This window comes from Cloacibacillus sp., assembly GCF_020860125.1.
Classification (GTDB): Bacteria; Synergistota; Synergistia; order Synergistales; family Synergistaceae; genus Cloacibacillus.
The window spans coordinates 41340-64326 of record NZ_JAJBUX010000093.1 but is presented as its reverse complement, the minus strand read 5'-3'; the positions used below and the strand labels follow the sequence as shown (position 1 = coordinate 64326).

General features: G+C 58.2%; 15 protein-coding genes. 12 read left to right on the top strand and 3 right to left on the bottom strand.

Translation table 11 applies throughout. The annotated features are described in order from the left end of the window. The first annotated feature begins 229 nt into the window (after positions 1-229). From fusA to LIO98_RS11870, 3 genes are all read left to right on the top strand, one after another. Positions 230-2317, top strand: a complete 2088-nt coding sequence (gene fusA / locus LIO98_RS11880) for an elongation factor G (protein ID WP_291957364.1) — start codon at positions 230-232, stop codon at positions 2315-2317. 70 nt (positions 2318-2387) lie between these two features. Continuing rightward, positions 2388-3554: an MFS transporter gene (locus LIO98_RS11875; protein ID WP_363304358.1), complete on the top strand. Its 1167-nt coding sequence runs from the start codon at positions 2388-2390 to the stop codon at positions 3552-3554. Positions 3555-3663: 109 nt separating this feature from the next. Then, positions 3664-4371 carry a phenylalanine--tRNA ligase beta subunit-related protein gene (locus LIO98_RS11870; RefSeq protein ID WP_291957357.1) on the top strand — a complete coding sequence of 236 codons (708 nt, stop codon included), beginning with the start codon at positions 3664-3666 and terminating at the stop codon, positions 4369-4371. 138 nt (positions 4372-4509) lie between these two features. Here the strand turns inward: LIO98_RS11870 and htpG are convergent, their stop codons facing one another. The 3 genes from htpG to clpB are packed head-to-tail and all read right to left on the bottom strand — an operon-like array spanning position 4510 to position 9347. Further along, positions 4510-6384, bottom strand: coding sequence for a molecular chaperone HtpG (gene htpG, locus LIO98_RS11865; RefSeq protein ID WP_291957354.1), 1875 nt, complete (start codon positions 6382-6384; stop codon positions 4510-4512). Next, entirely contained in the window at positions 6333-6674 is a 342-nt protein-coding gene (locus tag LIO98_RS11860; RefSeq protein WP_291957351.1) for a hypothetical protein, read from the bottom strand. The genes htpG and LIO98_RS11860 overlap by 52 nt, the downstream gene beginning before the upstream one ends. A 48-nt stretch (positions 6675-6722) precedes the next feature. Further along, a complete protein-coding gene (clpB, locus tag LIO98_RS11855; RefSeq protein ID WP_291957348.1) occupies positions 6723-9347 on the bottom strand; it encodes an ATP-dependent chaperone ClpB in 2625 nt (874 codons plus the stop codon). A 347-nt stretch (positions 9348-9694) separates the two neighbouring features. On the opposite strand from clpB, the gene LIO98_RS11850 reads away from it, so the two are divergent. From LIO98_RS11850 to rlmB, 9 genes are all read left to right on the top strand, one after another. Then, on the top strand, positions 9695-9898 hold the full coding sequence (locus LIO98_RS11850) for a cold-shock protein (RefSeq protein ID WP_291957345.1): 204 nt from the start codon (positions 9695-9697) through the stop codon (positions 9896-9898). Positions 9899-10180: 282 nt separating this feature from the next. Further along, positions 10181-12730: an ATP-binding protein gene (locus LIO98_RS11845; RefSeq protein WP_291957343.1), complete on the top strand. Its 2550-nt coding sequence runs from the start codon at positions 10181-10183 to the stop codon at positions 12728-12730. After that, positions 12727-13422, top strand: coding sequence for an endonuclease III (gene nth, locus LIO98_RS11840; RefSeq protein ID WP_291957341.1), 696 nt, complete (start codon positions 12727-12729; stop codon positions 13420-13422). Before LIO98_RS11845 ends, nth begins: the two co-directional genes overlap by 4 nt. After that, a complete protein-coding gene (tilS, locus tag LIO98_RS11835) occupies positions 13412-14443 on the top strand; it encodes a tRNA lysidine(34) synthetase TilS (protein ID WP_291957339.1) in 1032 nt (343 codons plus the stop codon). Before nth ends, tilS begins: the two co-directional genes overlap by 11 nt. A 69-nt stretch (positions 14444-14512) precedes the next feature. Further along, positions 14513-15049, top strand: a complete 537-nt coding sequence (gene hpt, locus LIO98_RS11830; protein ID WP_291957336.1) for a hypoxanthine phosphoribosyltransferase — start codon at positions 14513-14515, stop codon at positions 15047-15049. A 72-nt stretch (positions 15050-15121) separates the two neighbouring features. Continuing rightward, entirely contained in the window at positions 15122-17113 is a 1992-nt protein-coding gene (ftsH, locus tag LIO98_RS11825; RefSeq protein WP_291957334.1) for an ATP-dependent zinc metalloprotease FtsH, read from the top strand. Positions 17114-17344: 231 nt separating this feature from the next. Next, on the top strand, positions 17345-19402 hold the full coding sequence (uvrB, locus tag LIO98_RS11820) for an excinuclease ABC subunit UvrB (RefSeq protein ID WP_291957331.1): 2058 nt from the start codon (positions 17345-17347) through the stop codon (positions 19400-19402). Further along, entirely contained in the window at positions 19326-22157 is a 2832-nt protein-coding gene (uvrA, locus tag LIO98_RS11815; RefSeq protein ID WP_291957328.1) for an excinuclease ABC subunit UvrA, read from the top strand. Before uvrB ends, uvrA begins: the two co-directional genes overlap by 77 nt. Then, on the top strand, positions 22144-22962 hold the full coding sequence (gene rlmB, locus LIO98_RS11810) for a 23S rRNA (guanosine(2251)-2'-O)-methyltransferase RlmB (RefSeq protein ID WP_291957325.1): 819 nt from the start codon (positions 22144-22146) through the stop codon (positions 22960-22962). Before uvrA ends, rlmB begins: the two co-directional genes overlap by 14 nt. Positions 22963-22987: the final 25 nt, after the last annotated feature.

Here is a 22987-nt window from a genome sequence, read left to right as displayed (position 1 = left end):
CCCCCCCCCCCCCCCCCCCCCTTTTTTTTTTACACCAAAACCCCCCCAAACCAGCGGCCCTGGAGGCTCGTGGCGCCGTCTATGTTAAAACAGCGGTCTCTTTTTGGGGGGCGCGCGCCGCCGCCGGAAGCTCTTTTTTCTTGACGTAACCTAACATTACAAGTATCATCAATGGGTCAAATGCGATAACCTTATATGAAGCTTCAACAGCAAAGAAGGAGTGAAAGTAATGGGGACACGTAAACCGGAAGACATTCGCAGTATCGCACTCATTTCACACGGAGGCGCGGGAAAGACCACACTTAACGAGGCTTTTCTCTTTGATGCGGGCTTGATCTCGCGCATGGGCAGGGTCGAAGATAAGAATACCGTTTCCGACTTTGACTCGGAGGAGCAGAAGCGCGGCATTTCTATCAGCACTTCGCTTTCCACGATTCCATATAAGAATAAGACCTTATATATACTGGATACGCCGGGCTTCGCCGACTTCGTCGGCGAGCAGCGCAGCGCGATGCGCGTCGCGGACGGCACCCTCGTTCTTGTGAACGCCACCTCCGGCGTTGAGGTGCAGACGCAGAGCGTATGGGACTTCGCAGAGACTTTTGAGACGCCCGCAATATTTTTCGTCAGCAAACTTGACCGGGAAAATACCGACTTTGACAATGTCGTAGCAGATATACAGGAAAATATTTCCGACCGCGCGGTGCCGTTATACCTGCCGATCGGCAGCCAGCTTGAATTCAAAGGTGTGGTAAACGTCCTCACCGGAAAATCATATATGTACAAGGGCGACGGCAGCAGCGAGTATACGGAGGGCGACGTGCCCGCCGATATGGCCGACGCCGTGGCCGCGGCCCGCGAGACGCTGGTTGAGCGCGCCGTGGAGGCCGACGACGAGCTGATGATGCGCTATCTCGACGGAGAGGAGCTCTCCACGGAGGAGCTGCTCGGCGTCCTGCGCAAGGCGGTCTGCGCCCGTTCGATTTATCCGATCATCCCCGGTTCGGGCTCGGCCAATATCGCCGTGCCGCAGCTGATGGATATGATTGTGGAGTATATGCCATCGCCGAAGGATATGCTGCACCGCGCGGCGCTGAAGGGCGAAGAGGTGGTCAATATCCCGCCCGACGAGAACGGCCCCTTCCTCGCCTTCGTCTTTAAGGTGATGGTCGACCCCTATGTCGGCAAGCTCTCGTTCGTGAAGGTCTTCTCCGGACATCTCACAAGCGACCAGACAATCTATAATGTCACAGAGGACCAGGAGGAGCGCATCAGCTCTTTCCGCTTCATGAAGGGCAAGGAGAGCACGGAGGGCAAGGAGATCGTCCTCGGCGATATCGTCGCCATTCCGAAGCTGGAGAGCACGATCGCCGGAGATACGCTCGGCGTCAAGGGCGAGGTTCTGCAGTTCCGCCCGATAAAGTTCCCGAAGCCGGTCTACAGCGTGGCGGTTTTCCCGAAGAGCCGCGCCGACGAGGACAAGCTCGGCAACGCGATCACGAAGATGCTCAAGGAGGACCGCACCCTCTCGTTCGTGAAGAACCCGGAGACGAACGACGCGGTGCTTTCCGGTATGGGCGATATGCACCTCGATATCATGCTCTCGAAGATCAAGGAGCGCTATAAGGTGGATCTCGACACCCGCACGCCGAAGGTGCCCTACCGCGAGACGATAAAGAAGAAGGCCAGCGCCCAGGGCAAGCACAAGAAGCAGTCCGGCGGACGCGGCCAGTACGGCGACGTCTGGTTTGAGCTCGCGCCGCTCGATAAGAACGCGGGCATCGAGTTCATCGACAGGGTGGTCGGCGGCGTGGTGCCGAAGAACTATATCCCCGCGGCGGAGAAGGGTCTCCGCGAGGCGGCGGCGCGCGGATTCCTCGCGGGTTATCCGGCGACGGACTTCTCCTGCGCGATCTTCGACGGCTCGTATCACGACGTTGACTCTTCGGAAATGGCCTTTAAGATAGCGGCCTCGATCGCCTTCAAGAAGTGTATGGAGCAGGCGAACCCGATCCTTATGGAGCCGGTGATGAATGTCGAGGTCACGGTGCCCGAGGAGTGCCTCGGAGACGTCATGGGCGACTTCAACAGCCGCCGCGGACGCATCATGGGCATCGACAGCGAAGGCAAGCTCCAGATAGTGAAGGCCCAGTGCCCGCTTTCGGAGATGTTCCGCTACGCGATCATCCTCCGCTCGATGACTTCGGGACGCGGCTCCTTCTCGATGGAGTACAGCCATTATGAAGAGGTCCCCGGCGATATCGCGAAGAAGGTCATCGAACAGGCGGCCCAGGAGCGCAAAGAAGAGGAAGAGTAGCCCCGTTTACGAAGTGTTTTCAGGCGCCCTCTTGCGGAGGGCGCCTTTTTTGAAGGCAGGAGGAGAGAATATGAAGGACAACCGCCAGATATTTCTGATTTTCCTGGCATATTACGGCATCACCTGCGTCACGAATATTTATTTCCTGTTCGGCCCCTTTTATGAGCGGATGGGGGCCTCTCCCCAGGCCGTAGGGCTTTTTCTGAGTATCTTTTATATGGTCATGCTGCTTTGCCGCCCCATCGGCAGCGTGGTGATGGAGCGGCTCGATATCCGGCGTTCGCTGATCGGCAGTTCGCTTCTCTGCGTCGCGATGGCGGCGGGGATCGCCCTTTCGCTGAACAGTCCGCTTCTGCTGCTCTTTTTCCGCGCGATGCTCGGCGTCAGCGTCAGCGTATTTGTGGTGGCGACGGTGGCCGCGCAGTCTATCCTGCTGGACGAGAGGTCGCGCGGCATCGGTTTCGCGCTCTTTACCACCGGTTCGATGCTGCCGCTGGCGACGGTCGTCCCTTTTAGCGAATGGCTCCTGCATCATAATTTCAACGAGCTTTATATTTGGTTTCCCGCGCTGACGGCGCTGGCCTGCGCGGCGGTGAGCTGCTTTGTGAAGGACCTCAGCTATTCTGGCAAGGCCGAGAAGCAGTGGGGGCGTTATTCCGATCTCTTTAAGGTCAAGGGGGTCAAGGCGCTGCTCTTTACCGCCGCCACGATGTCGCTGGCCGACGCGATGATGATCTCTATGGCCTCGCTCGCGAACGCCAGGTCGGTCTCCGTCTCTTATTTTATGATCGCCAGCGCCTTTGCGGCGGTGCTCATCCGCACGGTGGGTTTCCGGCTGATCGCGGGTATCCCGCGCGTGAGGCTAGCCGCGCCCGCGGCGGCGCTGATGGGATTCGCGCTGCTGGGGTTGTCTTTCAGCTCGACGTCCTCAATGTTCGTACTCTTTGGGCTCTTATTCGGCGTTGGGATCGGGATCGGCTTTCCCACGGATCTCGCGCTTGTCGGCGATATGCTGCCCGCCGCCTATCATCCTAAGGCTACGGGACTTGTGCTGCTCGTCATCGACTCCGGCTGGATGATAAGCCCCCTCGTTTACGGCTGTTTCTCGCCATATCTGGGGGTCAGCAACACCTTCCGCGTCATGGGCCTCGCGGTATTCGCGGCGGCCTCGATGCTCTATCTGCGCTACTGGCTGCCGGTCGCGCAGGGTAAGCTGAAGATAGGCGGCGAGTGCTAGGCGGCATCGGAGTTTTATGTTATATGTAAAAAACGGTAGGAATATATGTTATAGATTTAACCGATAAAATGATTTAATCAGAGTTTTTCTTTGAAAGGAGAATGACGCCGTGGATTTTTCTATCGAAGCCGGTATTTTTGATTATTTTCCGGGAATGAGGCTGGTCGTCGCGGCTGCCGAGGGGATGTCAGTTCCCACCGACAGCGAGCCGGTGACGGCCTTTCTCCGCGAGGGCTGGCGGAACGCCGCCGCGGCGTCCAAGGCCTACGGCAACCCGCAGTCGCACCCCTTTATCAAGCCGTGGAGCGAGCGGATGAAGGGGGCCGGAGCGCCGCGAAAGGATTTTCCCAGCTCGATAGAGGCCCTGACGCGGCGCGCGGGGAAGAGCGAGAGCCCCTTCAGCATCCACCCCTTCGTCGATTTTTATAACGCGGTCTCGCTCAGTTATCTGGTTCCCGCGGGAGGCTTTGACATTGACGCGCTGCGGGAGGGGCTTGCGCTGCGTCTTTCCCGTCAGGGCGACTCTTTTACGGCGCTGAACGGAGAGGCGGGCGTCGATATCCCGCCCGGCGAGGTGAGCTACGCCGACGGCGGCATGATCGTTACGCGGCACTTCGTCTGGAAGCAGTCGCGGCACGCTATCATCACGCCTGAGAGTAGAAATATCTTTTTTGTCTCGGAGATACTTGGAGAACTGCCGCAGGATACTGCCCAGAATGTGCTTGACGCTTTAACGGAGGGGCTGCGGCGTTTTTTCAGCGCCGAGGTGCGCGGCGATATTCTGGACGCCGGCCATCGCTCGATGTGGATAAGATAGCGAAAGGGCCAATAAAAAATCTCCCCCGTACCTGTGCGGAGCGGGGGAGTTTTTTATTGGTTTTTTTCGCGCCGATGTCTATCGTCTTACGCGGCGGCGCGGCCTTTTGCGGAGCGCATGGCGCAACCGCCGGGGCGTTTATTTCTCCAGCAGTTTGCTGACGAGGTTCGTGAACTGCTGTCCGTCGGGCACCGGCTCGCCGTCGGCGATGGAGGCGAGGCCCATGAGGAGGTGCGACCAGTCTTCGGCGTTGAAGTTTTCCCTCTCCGACTCGTCGGCGATCTTTTTGATGAGGGCGTTGTCTGGGTTGATCTCCATGACGCGCTTTTCTTCGGGGACCTCCTGTCCCATCGAGCGGAAGAGGTTCCTCATCTGCGGCGATATCTCTTCGCCCTTCTGCACGAAGCAGACCGGCGAATCCACGAGGCGGTCGGAGACTTTGACGTCCTCCACGAGCGAGCCGAGGGCATCTTTAAGCTTTTTCACGAGGCCGCTCTTTTCGATCTCGGAGTCTTTTTTCTCGTCTTTTTCCCCCTCCGGCAGCATGAGGTTTTCGGCGGCGGCGGAGACGAAGTCGTATTTGTCGAATTTGCGCGCGTGGTTTACCCATATCTCGTCCACGGGGTCGCCGAGGAGCAGCACTTTGATGCCTTTCTTTTTGAAGGCCTCAAGTTTCGGGGAGTTTTTAAGGTTTTTGAGCGACGAACCGGCGAGGTAGTATATTTTGTCCTGACCCGCGGGCATGTTGATGAGGTAATCTTCAAGCGTCGTCTTGTCGCCCTCCGAGACGTCGAAGAGGCAAAGTTTCATGATATCCTCGCGGTGGCGCAGGTCGGAGATGATGCCCTCTTTAAGGACGACGCCGAAGGTCTGCCAGAACTTGTTGTAGCTGTCGGGCTGGTCCTTCCGCATCTTGTGCAGGGTGTCGAGGATCTTCTTTACGAGGCTGTTCTTGATCTGCGCCGTCTGGCGGTCCTGCTGGAGCATCTCGCGCGAGACGTTGAGCGAGAGGTCCTCGGAGTCCACGACGCCCTTGATGAAGCGCATGTATTCGGGGATCAGCTCTTTGCAGTCGTTCATGATGAATACGCGGCGGATGTAGAGCTGTACCCCGTGTTTGCCGTCCTGGTAGAAGAGGTCCATCGGCGGGCGCGAGGGGATGAAGAGCAGCGCGCGGAATTCGCTCGTGCCCTCCGCCTTGTAGTATATGCGCTCAAGCGGGTTTTCCCAGTCGTGCGAGATGTGGCGGTAGAAGTCGTTGAACTCGTCGTCGCTTATGTCCTTCTGCGGGCGCGTCCAGAGAGCCTTCATTGAGTTGACGGGCTCCTCTTTTTCATCCTCTTTCTTTTCCTTCTCAACGTCGGTAAGGTAGATCGGATAGGTGACGAAGTCGGAGTATTCTTTGATGATGCCGCGCAGCGTCCACTCCGAGAGGTAATCTTTCGTGATGTCGTGGTCGTCGCCCGACTGCTCCTCCTTTTTCATGTGGAGGGTGATTGAGCTTCCGTGGCCCGCGCGGCTGCCGCCGTCGATCGTGTAGGTGCCGTCGCCGGTCGATTCCCACTTCCAGCTTTCGCTGCCGCCAGCCTTCATCGTCTCGACGGTGACGCGGTCGGCGGCGATAAAGCTCGAGTAGAAGCCGACGCCAAACTGCCCTATGAGGTCGCTGTTCGCGCCGTTTTTGGCCTCCTGCATCGCGCGGATGAACTCGCCGGTGCCGCTGCGCGCGATCGTGCCGAGGAATGAGACGAGGTCGTCCCTGTCCATGCCGATGCCGTTGTCGGAGATGGTGAGCGTCCCCGCCTTTTTGTCTATCGTGATGTCGATGCGTCCGTTTTTCGCGTATTCGGCGAGCTCCGGACGGCTCAGGCTCTCTATGCGCAGTTTGTCGATCGCGTCGGAGGCGTTCGATATCAGCTCGCGCACGAAGATGTCGGGGTTTGAGTAGACGGAGTTGATCATCAACTCCAGGACCTGTTTAGCCTCGCTTTGGAATTCCATTTTTTCAGCCATAAAATTTCCTCCTTAATGATAATACGTTGGATATTATAAATAAAAACCGGGCTTTTTACACCCGGTTTATCTTCCTGCCAGGGTAAAAGCATGAAAATTATCCGTCTGCGCCCATGCCGCCGGGCGGCGTCATTTTTATCGCTTTCGCAACGTTCGCCGTAAATTACTTTACGGATATTAAGAAAAACGCTGCGGTTTCCCTTCTGTAAATGTTCACCGCGGCCTTCCACTGCCATGTGAAAGCGAAAAATGCCGCCGTCCGGCAGCACGGGCTGCGCAATATTCTTCAAAAGACTTGATGCGCTTACCCTGATTTTCCTGCCGGATACCGGCCTTTATCAGTCGGTTTTGTGGTTCTCGAACCGCATGTCGATCGCCCCGTCTTTTTCGACGACGTGGATCGTGCCGCCGTCGCGGATGTCTCCAGCGATGATGGCGCGCGCGATAGACGTCTCGAGGGCCTTCTGGACGTAGCGTTTGAGCGGGCGCGCCCCGTAGATGGGGTCATAGCCATTTTTCGCGCAGACGTCGAGGGCTCCGTCGGTAAGTTCGAGGTTGATATTGCGGTCATGCAGCCTCAGTTCGAGCTGCCTGAGGATGAGGCGCACTATCTGGCGGATGTCCTTCAGCGTCAGCGGTTTGAAGCATATCATCTCGTCCACGCGGTTGAGGAATTCGGGGCGGAATTTCGTGCGCATAAGCCCCATGACCTCTTCCACCGCGCCCTCGGCGAGTTTGCCGTCGTCGTCCATGCCGTCGATCAGTATCTGCGCGCCGATGTTGCTGGTCATGATGATGACGCAGTTTTTGAAGTTCACCGTGCGCCCGTGGCTGTCTGTCACACGTCCGTCGTCAAGGATCTGCAGCATGATGTTGAATACGTCTGGGTGTGCCTTCTCTATTTCGTCAAAGAGCACTACGGAGTAGGGATGGCGGCGCACCGCCTCTGTGAGCTGTCCGCCCTCCTCGTAGCCGACGTATCCCGGAGGCGCTCCCACAAGGCGGGAGACGGAGTGCTTTTCCATGTATTCCGACATGTCGATGCGCACGATGTTGTCCTCGGAGTCAAAGAGCGATTCCGCGAGAGCCCTCGCCAGCTCTGTTTTTCCGACTCCGGTGGGGCCGAGGAAGATGAAGGAGCCTATCGGGCGCTTCGGGTCCTTGATGCCGGAACGCGCACGCAGGACGGCGTCGGCCACCAGGTTGACGGCCTCGTCCTGTCCGACGACGCGCTCGTGGAGCACCGTGTCGAGATGGAGCAGCTTCTCGCGCTCTCCCTCTACAAGGCGCGTGACGGGGATGCCCGTCCATTTCGCGACGATCTCGGCAATCTCCTCTTCCGTAACCTCTTCGCGCAGCAGTTTCGGACCGCCGCCTTCGATGCCGCTGAGGTTTTCCTCCTCTATCTTGAGGTCTCCCTCAAGTTTGCTGAGCGTGCCGTAACGGAGCTGGGCGGCGAGATTGAGGTCGTAATTGCGCTCCGCCTCGTCTATCTGGTGGCGCACCTTTTCGATCTCTTCGCGCATCGAGCGTATTTTAACGATGTTCTCTTTTTCTACCTCATACTGCGCCCGCAGGGTGTTGGCGTGCTCCTTGGCGTCGGCAAGCTCTTTCTGGAGGGCGTCGAGCCGTTCCTTGCTCGCCTTGTCCTTTTCGAGTTTCAGCGCCGCCTCTTCGATCTCCAGCTGCATTACGCGGCGGTTGACAGAGTCGAGGTCCGTCGGCAGGGAATCGATGTCCGTGCGTATCATCGCGCAGGCTTCGTCGATAAGGTCGATGGCCTTGTCGGGCAGGAAGCGGTCCGTGATGTAGCGGTTTGAAAGCGTCGCCGCCGCGACGAGCGCGCTGTCCTGAATCCTTACGCCGTGGTGCACCTGGAAGCGCTCTTTGAGGCCGCGCAGGATGGATACCGTGTCCTCGACGCTCGGCGGCTCCACCATGACCGGCTGGAAGCGCCGTTCAAGGGCGGCGTCCTTCTCGATGTACTGGCGGTATTCCTCAAGCGTCGTCGCGCCGATGCAGTGCAGTTCTCCGCGCGCCAGCAGCGGCTTGAGCATGTTGCCCGCGTCGAGCGCGCCGTCGGTCTTGCCCGCCCCCACGATGGTATGCAGCTCGTCGATGAAGAGGATGATGCGTCCCTCGCTCTTTTTCACCTCGTCGAGGACGGCCTTCAGGCGTTCCTCAAATTCGCCGCGGAACTTGGCGCCCGCGATGAGGGAGCCCATGTCGAGCGCGAAGATGATGCGGTCCTTGAGGTTTTCCGGCACGTCCCCGCGCATGATGCGGATCGCGAGCCCCTCGGCGATGGCCGTCTTGCCGACGCCCGGCTCGCCGATGAGCACGGGGTTGTTCTTCGTCTTGCGGCTCAGTATGCGGATGGTGCGGCGTATCTCCTCGTCACGTCCGATGACGGGGTCGAGCTTGTTTTCACGCGCCGCCTTCACGAGGTCGCGCCCGTATTTTTCCAGCGCGTCGTAGGTGTCCTCGGGGTTGTCGCTGGTGACGCGCTGATTGCCGCGCACCTCGGAGAGGGTCTTGAGGAATTTTTCGGGGGTGATGCCGAAGGTCTCAAAGATCCTGCCGAGTGGGGCGCCCTTTGTCTCGTAGAGTATCGCGAGGAAGAGGTGCTCGACGGAGATGTATTCGTCCTTTAGTCCGTTGGCCTCGTCCTCCGCCCTGACGAGGATCTTGGAGAGGCGCTGAGAGACATATATCTTGCCCGTCTCCTGTCCCGCCCCCGATACCCGCGGTTTCTTGTTGAGCTCGTTTTCAATGGCGCCGGCGAGGCTCTCCACCGGGATGTTCATTTTGTCGAAGAGGCGCGGGATGAGCCCGTTCTCCTGCCGCAGCAGCGCGAGCGCAAGATTTTCGGCGTCCACCTCCTGATGTCCGTGGCGGACGGCGATATTCTGCGCCTCGTAGAAGGCCTCCTGTGATTTCTGTGTCAGTTTATTCATATCCATATCTATATATCCCTCCTGGGAACTACATTTAACCAATACTGATGTTACGGAGATATTATAATACATCAATTAACATCAAACAATAGTTTTAACGGTACTTTTATGAGAAATTTTTCTAAGCATTTTCCACAGAAGAATAAATCGCCTGTTTTTAAACTATAATTATAATTTCTAAATATTACGGGCTTTATGATTCGTTGGTTCAGAAATATTACTTAGCTTCATGAAAAATAGCTAAATAAGCTGAAAATTAAGTAAATGACCTTGACAAGCTGTGCATTAAAGTATAAAGTATAAAAGTCGGCGCAAGCCGATGCTATAAATATTTCCTGTTGGGAGGCAACACCTTGAAAAGCAACGGCACAGTAAAATGGTTTAACGCAACGAAGGGTTATGGATTCATCACAACTGACGAAGGCAACGATGTATTTGTCCACTTCAGCGCTATCCAGGGCGACGGTTTCAAAACACTTGATGAGGGTCAGAAAGTAAGCTTCGAGATTACCCAGGGCAGCAAGGGTCCCCATGCTTCCGACGTAGAGAAAATCTAACTTCAGCAGTATTTCTTTATATTATCAATATTTTATAAAAGAAATCGAGATCGAAAAGGAGGACAGCTTTGGTTGTTCTCCTTATTTTTGTCCGTACTTTTTATAAATATAACAATATTTTTTTACCGCTAAGGCTCAATGAGAAAATTTCCCTTTGACTAATATTAACATTTGTTATAGATTAGGCATGTTGCGGTGTCCGCGCCGCAGGAGCCTGCCCTTGGCGGGCCGCGGGCGGGCATTTCTTTGAACTTAAAACCGAAAATGATCAGGAGGAGCTTAATGTCTCTCATAAAGGATAAACAACTTTCCGCCGACAAACTTCGCCGCGCGGCCGACCTGGAGGCCCTTGGCTTTAAGACGACAAAGGGGCTGGACAAGCTCACGGGGCTGATCGGACAGGAGCGCGCAGTGCGTTCCGTCGGCTTTGGCCTCTCGGTGCAGAGCAAGGGTTATAACATTTTTATGGTAGGCGAGCCGGGATGCGGCCGCACCACCTACGCGCTGGAGGAGCTGAAACGCTCCGCCGCCGATATGCCAGCGCCGGACGACTGGGTATATGTCTATAATTTCGACGACCCGAGCCTGCCGCTGGCGATCAACCTGCCCGCCGGCAAGGGGCGCGAGCTTGCGAAGGACGCCGAGGACGCGATCGAGGATCTCAAGACGGCGCTCGCGAAGGCCTTCGACAACAACGAATTCGAGGATAACAAGGCGCAGTTGGTGAAGTCCTTCCAGGACGAGGTCAACGCGATCATGGAAGAGCTGCGGAAGTGGGCCGAATCGAAGGATTTCGCGATCAAGCGCACGCCGCAGGGTTTTGTCAACCTGCCGCTGATAATGGCGCCGCCGCTGCCCTCAAATGAGGATGGACAGGGCGAAGCCGAGAAAAAGGAAGAAGAGGGAGAAAAACAGCTCGTCCGCCGCGAGATGCAGCAGGAGGAGTTTGAAAAGCTTTCGGAAACGGAACAGGAGGCGCTGCAGAAGGTCTCCGAGGAAATCTCGCAGAAGACGCTGGAGAAGCTGCGTCTCATCCGCGAGTGGGAAAAGGAGCTCAAGGAGAAGATCAAGGAGCTGGAGAGTCAGATCTGCCGGGTGGCGATCGCGCCCATTCTTACGGAGCTGCGCGGCAAGCACATGCCTAACGAAAAGCTCGCGAAGTGGCTCGACGACCTCACGGAGGATCTTATCGCCAATTTCAACGTATTCCTCGCCGCCGTGCGCGACGACGCCGCCGAGGTCGACTTTTCCCGCTACGAGGTGAACGCCTTCATCTCTAACAATCCGCACGACGGCGCACCCGTGATCTGTGAGACGAACCCGATTTACTATAACCTCGTAGGCAAGGTGGATTATGAAAACCGGCAGGGGAATCTTTATACGGATTTCCGCCGCATCACCCCCGGCGCGATGCACCGCGCGAACGGCGGCTTCCTGCTGCTGGACGCCGACGAGCTGCTGCGCCAGTTTATGTCCTGGGATGTGCTGAAGCGAGTCCTGCGCTACCGTGAACTCTCGATAGAGAATCTCGGCGAGCAGCTCGGTTATATACCGGTATCCTCGCTGCGTCCGGAGCCTATACCGATTGATATGAAGGTGGTGATCGTAGGCACCCCCTACCTTTACTATCTGCTCAATATATATGACCCCGAGTTCCAGAAGGTCTTTAAGATAAAGGCCGAGTTTGACTCGGAGATGCCGCGCACCGCCGAGAGCGAGTATCAGATCGCGCAGTTCGTCGCGGGCTTCGTCGCGCGCGAGGGCCGGCTCAACTTTACCGCGGCCGCCGTCGGCGAGGTCATCGAATGGGCCTCGCGTCTCGCGGAGGACCGGAACAAGCTTTCGACACAGCTTAATAAGATCGCCGAGATCCTGGTCGAGTCGACGGCCTGCGCGAAGGCCGGCGGCAAGAAGCTCGTCGGCGTCGACCATGTGCGCAAGGCCCTTGAGGAGAAGGTATTCCGCGCCGATATGTGGGAGGACAAGGTCCTTGATGAGTACCGCAAGGGCGTCATCCGCATCGATACCGAGGGCGAGGTCGTAGGTCAGATAAACGGCCTCACAGTTTCGCAGCTGATAGACCATTCTTTCGGCTCGCCGGTACGCATAACCGCCAACGTATTTATGGGGGCGGAGGGCGTCGTCAACATCGAACGAGAGGTGAGCATGACCGGCCCGATACACAACAAAGGGCTGATGATACTCACGAGCTATCTCGGGCGGATGTACGCGCGGGAATTCCCGCTCTCCGTCAGCGCCCGTATCGCCTTTGAGCAGACTTACGGCGGGATCGAGGGCGACAGCGCCTCGTCCACGGAGCTTTACTGCCTGATATCGGCGATCGCCGGTATCCCGCTCAATCAGGGGATCGCGGTCACCGGCTCCGTCGACCAGATGGGATTCATTCAGCCGATCGGCGGCGTCAACGAGAAGATAGAGGGCTTCTTCCGCTACTGCAAGGCGCGCGGCCTCACGGGAAAGCAGGGGGTCATCATTCCCGTTCAGAACGAGCAGCATCTCATGCTGAACCATGAGGTGACGGAGGCGGTGAGGAAAAACAGGTTCCATATCTGGAGCATTTCGAGCATAGACGAGGGGATAGAGATACTTACGGGCATCCCCGCGGGAAGCATGGACGAGAAGGGGCAGTATCCAAAGAAGAGCGTCCATGGGCGCGTGCAGGCGGCTCTTGAGGGGTGGCTCGAGCGCTCTTTCCGCTACAAGAAGGTCATGACGGACCGTGTGGACCCGCCTAAAAAGCGGGGAAAGAAAAAGACGGAGCCGGCGGAGAGCAAAGACAAAGAGGCTCCTGTGGCGAAAGAGGCGGAATGATGGCCGTCATCCACCATGTACAGGAGATACTTGACGGCTTGGAGGCACTCTACGGAAACGAGGCGCGTCCCGCGTCCGACTTCTGGTATGAGGAGCCGCTTGACGACCTGATATTGACGATACTCTCGCAGAATACCAACGACAAGCTGCGCGACAAGGCTTTCGCGAAGATGAAGGCCACCTATTCTTCCTGGGACGAGGTGGCGCAGGCCGACCTTGAGGAGCTTAAGGAGGTGCTGCGCATCGCGGGGATGAGCAGCACGAAGCCCGCCCGCATCCAGCAGATATTGGCGGCGGTGAAGGAGCGGTTCGGCGGCTATACGCTGAAGGAGCTCCGCGGCTGGCGGCAGCCGGAGGTGCGCGAGTACCTGACTTCGCTGCCGGGCGTGGGGCCGAAGACCTCGGCGATCGTCGAATGCTTCGATCTCGGACTGCCGGGGTTTCCCGTCGACACGCATATCACGCGCCTCAGCAAGCGCTTTGGCTGGGCCGACGAGAAGAATCCGCCGGATAAGATACAGGCGCTGCTGGAGGCGACGCTGCCACAGGAGCGTTTTCGCGGCGGCCACCTGAATTTCCTCGAACACGGCCGCGGCATATGCAGCGCGCGAAAGCCCGACTGCGCCCACTGTACACTCGCGGCGTGGTGCGATTACGGAAAGAGGGCGGCGGAGGCCGCCGATGGATTATAGGCGAAAGTTTCTCGCCGCCGCCTCGCGTCAGGGGTGGGCGGAGGCCTCCGGCATCGTCTGCGCCCTTTCGGGCGGCGGCGATTCCGTGGCGATGCTTTGGCTGCTGAAAAATTTTTTTAAAGGGCGTCTGGCGGCGGCGCATCTCGATCATTGTACCCGGGATGGCGGCTCGCATGAGGACGCCATATTTGTGCGGGAGCTCTGCGAGAGCTGGGGGATAGAGTGTGCCGTCAAGGTCACCGACGTCCACCACTGCCGCGAGAGCGGAGAGTCCTTTGAAATGGCGGGGCGGCGCGCGCGCTACGAACATTTTTATGAGACGGCGGCGCGGCTTGAACTGCCCTATATTGCCGTCGGCCACAACTCAGACGACGTGGTGGAGACCCAGCTGATGAACCTTGCGCGCGGCAGCGGGCTCGCCGGGCTGCGTGGCATACCGGAGGTGCGCGGCAATATCGTGCGTCCGGTGATCGACTTCAGCCGCGAAGAGCTGCGTCGGATACTGCGGGAAAACGGCGTTCCCTGGCGCGATGATTTCACCAACGACGAATCGGATTACACCCGCAACAAGGTGCGAAACATACTCATCCCCTGGATAAAGGAGAATCTCAACTCCGGTTTTGAGGGCGTGATGCTCGGCCTCGCGAAGCAGGTGAGCGCCGAGGTGGAGGCCAAGGAGAGCGCGGCGCGCGGGGAAATATCGAAGATCGCCTTTAATCAGCCGCCGGCGCTTGCCGCCTGGCGGACTTGCGGGCTTAAGGAGCTGCCGGAGCTTACCCTCGCCGAGATGCTCCGCCTTCAGGGAGCGGAGCTTTCGCTGCCCGCGCTTTCACGCGCGCGCACGAACGAGCTCGCCGGACTTGTGCGGCGCGGCGGATGCTGGCGTTTCCAGTGGGCGCGCGACATCGAAGTCTGCTATTCGGAACGCGGTATCGGCTGGCTTCATCGGGCCGATATAAAGGCGGGGAAAATTTTTAGCAAAAATACCTGCGAAAATAGGCTTCCATGGTGGGCGAGATAATACGAAATATGATATTATTCTTAATTGTTTGTAAGCTGCAATTTATTGCCCTAAAGGGAGTGCTCAATTTTGGAGTATAGAATAGGCAGAGTATTGCTTTCGGAAGAGGAGCTTCGCAGGAAGGTAAAGGAGCTCGGGTCAAGGATTCGTGAGGACTACAGGGGAAAGAAGGTAGTCTTCGTCTGCGTACTCAAAGGGGCCGTGATATTTTTCTCCGACCTTGTCCGCGAGATAGGGCCGGATGTCGACGCCCAGCTTGATTTCCTTGCCATATCGTCCTACGGCGTCTCTACCAAGAGCAGCGGCGTGGTCAAGATCCAGAAGGATCTGAGCACGGATATCCACGGCAGGCATGTGATAATAGTTGAAGATATACTTGACACGGGACTTTCGCTTTCATATATCGGCAAGCTTCTGCGTGAGCGCGGACCCGAGTCGCTGGAGATCTGCGTGCTGCTTGACAAGGCCGAGCGCCGCACACAGCATGTGGATGTCAAATATACCGGTTTTACCATTCCCGATGAATTTGTCATCGGTTACGGCCTGGATTACGCGGGACAGTTCCGCCACCTTCCGGCCGTGCATATCGCCGAGCCTCTGGACTGACGGAGGGCGCGGGCGGTTTTATTTTTGAAAAGAAGAGGAAAGCATAGAAATAGAAAGCGAGGATAATGGATATTGAAGAAAATTTCTAAAAACGTGGGGATGTATATCGTCCTCATTGTATTGGTAGTCAGCCTGGTCAATGTGTTCCTGGGCCCTGACAGCGCTAAAAAAACCACACAGAGCGAAGTGATGCCCTACAGCACCTTCCTGAGCGAGGTAAACAGCGGAAACGTGACGAAGGTCAAGATCGACCACGAGCAGCTTACCGGCACGCTGAAGTCCGGCAAGCAGTTCACGACCTATATTCTTGACGCGGCGACGCTTCCCTCGATAGTGGCGGAGAAGGGCGTCGAGGTCGAAGTCGTGCCGCCGCCGAAGAATTCGTGGCTCACGGCGCTTCTGACGTCGCTCCTGCCGACGCTTCTTTTGATCGGCGTCTGGATCTACTTCATCTACAACATGCAGGGCGGCGGCAGCAAGGTTATGGGGTTTGCGAAGAGCAAGGCCAAGCTGTTCCTTGACAACCGTCCAAAGGTGACCTTCGCCGACGTCGCGGGCTGCGACGAGTCGAAGGAGGAACTTGAAGAGGTCGTGCAGTTCCTTAAGGACCCCGCTAGGTTCACGAAGCTTGGCGCTAAGGTGCCGCGCGGCGTGCTTCTGCTCGGCGCTCCGGGAACGGGAAAGACCCTTCTCTCCCGCGCGGTGGCCGGTGAGGCCGACGTCCCCTTTTTCAGCATCAGCGGTTCGGACTTTGTGGAAATGTTCGTCGGCGTCGGCGCGGCGCGCGTCCGTGACCTCTTTGAACAGGCCCGTAAGTATCAGCCCTGCATAATATTCATCGACGAGATAGACGCCGTCGGACGCCACCGCGGCGCCGGACTCGGCGGCGGCCATGACGAGCGGGAACAGACGCTGAACCAGCTGCTTGTCGAGATGGACGGTTTTGAGGCAGGTTCGGGGATAATCCTCATCGCCGCTACCAATAGGCCCGACATTCTCGACCCCGCGCTGCTGCGCCCGGGACGTTTTGACCGCCAGGTGGTGGTGGACCGTCCCGACGTCAACGGACGCCGCGATATCCTCAAGGTCCATCTCCGTGATATGAAGATAGAGCACGACGTCGATCTCGACGTCATCGCGCGCCGTACGCCGGGCTTTGTCGGCGCCGACCTGGCGAACCTCGTCAACGAGGCGGCGCTACTCGCGGCGCGGCGCGATAAGGAAATGCTCGGCATGCCGGAATTTGAAGAGGCTATCGACCGCGTCATGGCGGGGCCGGAACGCAAGAGCCGTATAATCAGCAAGAAAGAGCGCGAAATAATCGCCTACCACGAGTCGGGGCACGCCCTCGTCGCGGCGAAGATAAAGGGCTCCGACCCGGTGCACAAGATTTCGATCATCCCGCGCGGGCATATGGCGCTCGGCTATACGCTCCAGCTTCCAGAAGAGGACAGGTTCCTCATCTCGCGTCAGGAGCTCGCGGATAAGATCTGCGTCCTGCTCGGCGGGCGCGTCGCCGAATCCATCTGCTTCGGCGATGTGACGACGGGCGCCTCCAACGACCTTGAGCGCGCTACCCAGATCGCGCGCCAGATGGTGACGCAGTTCGGCATGAGCGACAAGCTCGGCCTGGTGACGCTTGGCCGCAAACAGCACGAGGTATTCCTCGGCCACGATATCGTCGACGACCGCAACTACAGCGAAGAGGTCGCCCATACGATAGACCTCGAGATTCGCGCGATAGTAGACGGCAGCATGAACAAGGCGAAGGAGATACTCACGGAGAACCGCGAACGGCTGGAAGAGATCACGCGTCTGCTGCTTGAGAAGGAGATACTCAAGGGCGACGAGCTTGACGAGCTTCTCGGATATCCGAAGAAGGAGCATCCCGGCGAGAGCGCCGCGGAGGATAAGCCGGAGGACGGCGGGGATAAGCCGGAAGATAAGGATAAGGAAAATGAGAGCGGCGACGCTCCGGACGCCGAAGCGGTCATCCATCAGGTGCCCGACATCGAGGAGGCCGATTCGGGGAACTTCAACGCCCCGATAGACGAAGAAAGATAACATCACCTGTCGAGCCGCCCGTACGGGCGGCTCGTTTTCTATATGCGCAGGGGCGCACATCGCGCAGCCGCACGGACGATATGTCTTTATGGAAACAATTATGGACTGCTGACATCTACGCGTTTGTCCTGTTATAATAGATTATCTTAAATGGTCTCAAGCGTTTATTTGTGTTAAAATAGAACGGTTTTAGATAAAAATATCTAATGTGCAAATTAAGAGAGGAAAAAGATGGCAGAGGATAAATTTAAACTGGTCGCGCCCTTCGGGTTGTCTGGGGATCAGCCGCAGGCGGTGGAGAAGCTCGTGCGCGGTTTTCGCGAACGTGACGGGATGCGTCAGACGCTTCTCGGCGTCACGGGCAGTGGCAAGACCTTCACGATGGCGAACGTCATCGCCGAGCTCAACCGCCCCACGCTCGTGATGGCTCACAATAAGACTCTCGCGGCGCAGCTTTACAGCGAGTTCAAGGAGTTCTTTCCCGAGAATTCCGTAAATTATTTCGTCAGTTACTATGATTATTATCAGCCGGAGGCCTATATACCCGCCTCCGACGTCTATATAGAAAAGGATTCTTCGGTCAACGAGCGTATCGAAAAGCTGCGGCTCGCGACCACCAAGTCGCTGCTTGAGCGGCGCGACGTTATTGTCGTCGCAAGCGTCTCCTGCATTTACGGACTGGGAAAGAGGAAGAACTACGAAGACGCGATCTTCCGTTTCGCGCAGGGCGAGCGGTGGGAGCGCCGCGCCTTTATGCTGCGCCTCATCGAGAATTATTATGAACGCAACGACGTATCGCTTGTGCCGGGGACCTTCCGTAGCAGGGGTGAGACGATGGAGATATTCCCCGCCTACAGCGACACTGCCCTGCGGATATCCTTCTTTGACGACGAAATAGAGCGGATTGACGAGATCGACCCTGTCTCCGGAAAGAGCCTGCTCCGGAAAGAGAAGGTCGGTATCTTCCCCTCGCAGCATTACGTGACGAGCACCGACGCGATCCAGAAGGCGGCGGGCGTTATCGAGCAGGAGATGGAGGAGTGCTGCGCACGCTTTACGAGCGAGGGCAAGTATTTAGAGGCCGAGCGGCTGAAGATGCGCACCAAGTACGACCTTGAGATGCTGCTCGAGGTCGGTTACTGCTCCGGCATAGAAAACTATTCAAGATATCTTGACGGGCGCGAGGAGGGAGATCCCCCCGGTACGCTGCTGGACTTCTTCCCGCAGGACGCGCTCTTTTTCATCGACGAATCGCATATGACCCTGCCGCAGGTACGAGGCATGTACAACGGCGACCGCGCCCGCAAGGAGGTCCTGGTGCAGCACGGCTTCCGCCTGCCATCCTGTCTCGACAACCGGCCGCTGCGCTGGGATGAATATGAGCCGGCGCTGAAAAACGCGCTGTTTATCTCCGCCACTCCCGGCGATTATGAGTTTGAACATTCTGACCACGTGGTGGAGCAGCTGATACGGCCGACCGGCATCCCGGACCCGGCGGTCGAGGTGCATAAGGCGACGGGGCAGGTCGACGACCTGCTCGCGGAGATCCGTCCGATCGTCGACCGCGGCGAGCGCGTGCTGGTATCGACGCTGACGAAGCGCTCCGCCGAGGATCTCGCCGAATATATGGCGGAGCTCGGCATCAAGGTCCGTTATATACACTCGGAGCTTGATACCTTCGAGCGTGCGGAGCTGCTTCGCGATCTGCGTCTCGGCGTCTTTGCCGTGCTTGTGGGGGTCAATCTGCTCCGCGAGGGCATCGACCTGCCGGAGGTCTCGCTGGTGGCGATCCTTGACGCCGACCGCGAGGGCTATCTGCGCGCGCATCGCTCTCTGATACAGATGATCGGCCGCGCCGCTCGCAACAGTGCGGGAAAAGTGATATTATATGCCGATAGGATAACGGACAGTATGGATTTGGCGATGAAAGAAACAGCGCGCCGCCGTGAGGTGCAGTCCGCCTTCAACGAGGAGCATCACATCGAACCGAAGACGATCATCAAATCCGTGAAAAACCTGCTGCCCGACGAACTGCTCAGCGACAATGAGGACAGCTACGCGGGCATGCGCGCCGCCACCCCCAACGAAGAGGTGCGGGAGCAGGATATCCAGGAGCTTGAAAGAAAGATGTGGGAGGCCGTGGAGAAGCTTGACTTCGAAATGGCGGCCCAATTAAGAGACGATATACAGAGACTGAAAGGCGGCAATCCGATTGGAACAGGAAATAAGAATCACCGGGGCAAGACAGCACAACCTCAAAAACATAAACGCAGATATCCCAAAAAATAAGCTTGTCGTCGTAACGGGCCCCTCCGGATCGGGCAAGTCTTCGCTGGCCTTTGACACGGTCTACGCCGAGGGGCAGCGGCGCTATGTGGAGTCGCTCTCCTCGTACGCGCGGCAGTTTCTCGGAATGTCTGATAAGCCTGATGTGGACGATATCTCAGGGCTCTCCCCCGCGATATCGATCGAACAGAAGGGTTCCAACCACAACCCCCGTTCGACGGTGGGAACGGTCACCGAGATATACGACTATCTGCGTCTGCTCTACGGGCGCGCCGGTACGCCGCACTGCCCGAAGTGCGGCCGCGAGGTGCACCGTTACAGCGTCGACGAGATAATCGACCTTATCTATCAGGAATACGACGGCAGACCGCTGGAGATATTTTCCCCGGTGGTCAAGGCCAAGAAGGGAGAATACCGGAACCTGCTGCTCAAGCTGCACCAGCAGGGGTATATGCGCGCGCGCATCGACGGCACGCTCTACTGGCTTGAAGAGGCGGTGGAGCTGGACAAGAAGCGGCGGCATACCATTGAGTGCCTCATCGACCGCATGCGCGTCAAGGAGGAGAACCGCTCGCGCCTAAGCGAGGCGATAGAGATGGCGCTCAAGCTCTCGGACGGCTTTATCCTGCTCGTCTCCGAGGGAAGCGCCGACCGGGAGCTTACGGAGAAGTATATCTGTCCCGAGTGCCAGATCAGCCTTCCCGATATCGAACCGCGCCTCTTTTCGTTCAACGCGCCCTTCGGAGCCTGTCCCGACTGCGGCGGTCTCGGCTTTCACTCGCACTTTTCGGCGGAGCTTGCGGTGAACCCCGAGCTGCCGCTCGGCGATGGCGGCTTTATCCCCTGGAAGAGCATGAAATATATGGTGCATAAGGCGGAGAAGCTCGCGGAGAAGAAGGGCTGGGATATCGGCAAACCCTTCAAAGAACTCCCGGAGGCGGTGCGTCAGGAGCTGCTTTACGGCTCCGACGAGGTCCTTGAGCTCACATTCAGCGATAAAAAAAATGGCGACTGGGAGTACAACGGTAAATATATCGGCCTTATTCCCTGGATCGAGAAACGCTATAACGAGACCGAATCGGAGAATTACAAAGAAGAGCTGGGGCGCTATCTCGTGGAGGACGTCTGCTCTACCTGTAAGGGCATGAGGCTCAAGCCCGAGGCGCTCGCCGTAACTCTCGGCGGTTATAACATCGGCGAAATAACGGAGATGCCGATCGACGAGCTAATAACGGTGCTAGACGAGCTCAAGCTCGGCGAACGGGAGCAGAAGATCGTCGGCATCGCGCTGGTCGAGGTGCGCAAGAGGCTCTCATTCCTCAACGACGTGGGGGCCGGTTATCTCAGCCTCTCGCGCCGCGCCGACACCCTCTCCGGCGGGGAGAGCCAGCGGATCAGGCTCGCCTCCCAGATCGGCTCGCAGCTGACGGGCGTGCTCTACGTGCTCGACGAGCCGACGATCGGACTTCATCCGCGCGATACGAACCGCCTGCTCGACACTCTGAGGGCGATACGCGACATCGGCAACACCGTGCTCGTCGTCGAGCACGACCGCGACACGATGGCCGCCGCCGACCACATTCTCGAGCTTGGCCCCGGCGCGGGAGAGCACGGCGGCGAGCTGATCGCCAACGGCAGCGCCGAAGAGGTGATGCGCGGCGATTCCAGTACGGCGCTCTACCTGCGCGGCGAGGCCGACGGCACCTGGCGTCCTCATCCGGAGCGCAGGAAGCCCTCCGGCATGATCAAGGTGCGCGGCGCCAGGGAGAACAATCTCAAGAAGCTCAATATCGATATCCCGCTTAATGTATTCGCCGCGCTTTCGGGGGTATCAGGGTCCGGCAAGAGCACCTTCCTCTACGAGGTCCTTTATAAGGGGCTGCGCGGAAAGTTTGACAAGGACTACCGCGAACGTCCCGGCAAGTTTGAATCGGTGAGCGGCTACGAATCGCTGCGCAATATCGTGCTTGTCGACCAGAGCCCGATCGGGCGTACCCCGCGCTCCAACCCCGCGACCTATACGGGGGTATTCACACCGATACGGGAATTTTACGCCGAACTGCAGGAGTCCAAGCTGCGCGGCTATCAGCCGGGACGCTTCAGCTTCAACGTGAAGGGCGGACGCTGCGAGGCCTGCAACGGCGACGGCGTGATCAAGGTCTCGATGCTCTTTCTCCCGGACGTCTATGTAAAGTGCGACGTCTGCAAGGGACAGCGGTATAACCGCGAGACGCTCGAGGTCCGTTACAAGGGGCTTTCGATCGCCGACGTCCTCGATCTGACCGTAGACGAGGCGATCGAGCACTTCTCGGGTATACCGCGCATCGCGAATAAATTGAAGGTGATACAGGAGGCGGGACTTGGCTATATCAGGCTGGGACAGCCCGCGCCGACGCTCTCCGGCGGTGAGGCGCAGCGCGTGAAGCTTGCGACGGAGCTCGGCAAGAAGTTCCGCGGCAACACTCTGTATCTGCTTGACGAACCGACGACCGGGCTGCACTACACCGACGTCAAGAAATTGCTGAAATTGCTCCATAAACTTGTCGAGCAGGGAAATTCCGTGCTTATGATCGAGCATAACCTTGACGTGCTGGCCTCCTCGGACTATATAATGGACCTGGGGCCGGAGGGAGGCCGCGGCGGCGGAAGGCTGATCGCCAAGGGCACGCCGGAAGAGGTGGCGCGCGCGAAGGGGCCGACCTCCAAGTATCTGGCGCAGTTTTTTGAGGAGATGAAGAGGGGTCATGACGAACGATAACAGAAGAAGAGGACACGGCCGCGAGGAGAGGGCTGACAAGAGGTCGGAGGGCGCGCCGGCGGGCGATATCTGCTGGGGACGCAACCCGGTGATCGCGCTGCTGGAGGGAGACCCCGAACGCTGCATGAAGGTGCTTCTCGCGAAGAGCGCCCAGCCGCACATAAAGGCGAAGATCACGGAGCTCTGCCGCGCGAACGGGATAATATTCCAGAACGTTGAGAGCGCGGCGCTCGACAGGCTGACTGACGGTGAGAACCATCAGGGAGTCGCGGCCTACACCGCGCAGATGAAGCTGTGGGAGCCGGAGGAGCTGCTCGCCTCGCTGCCGGCCGCGCCGTCTCCGGTGCTTATCCTTCTCTGCGACCACCTGCAGGACCCGCATAACCTCGGCGCCGTCATCAGAAGCGCGGAGGCCGCGGGCGCCGCGGCGGTGATGATCCCGAAACGCGGCGGCTGCCTGCCCACCGGGACGGTGGTGAAGACGAGCGCCGGCGCGGCGCTGCGGCTGCCGGTCGTGAAGGTGGGCAACGTTTCGCAGACGATAAAGATGCTGCAGGAGGCGGACTTTTGGGTTACGGGGCTGGCGATGGAGGGGCGCGAGACGCTTTTCCGCGGGGATTTGCCGCCGCGCAGCGCCATCGTCGTCGGCGCGGAGGGCGAAGGCCTGGGTAACGCCGTGGCTAAGGCCTGCGACGATATCCGCTTCATCCCGATGCAGGGAACGACCGGCTCGCTCAACGCCTCCGTCGCCGCGAGCATCGCGATGTTCGAGTGGACGCGGTCGCGGGGCGCGGAGCTTAAATAAAAAATTCCTTTAAAAAGCCGTAACG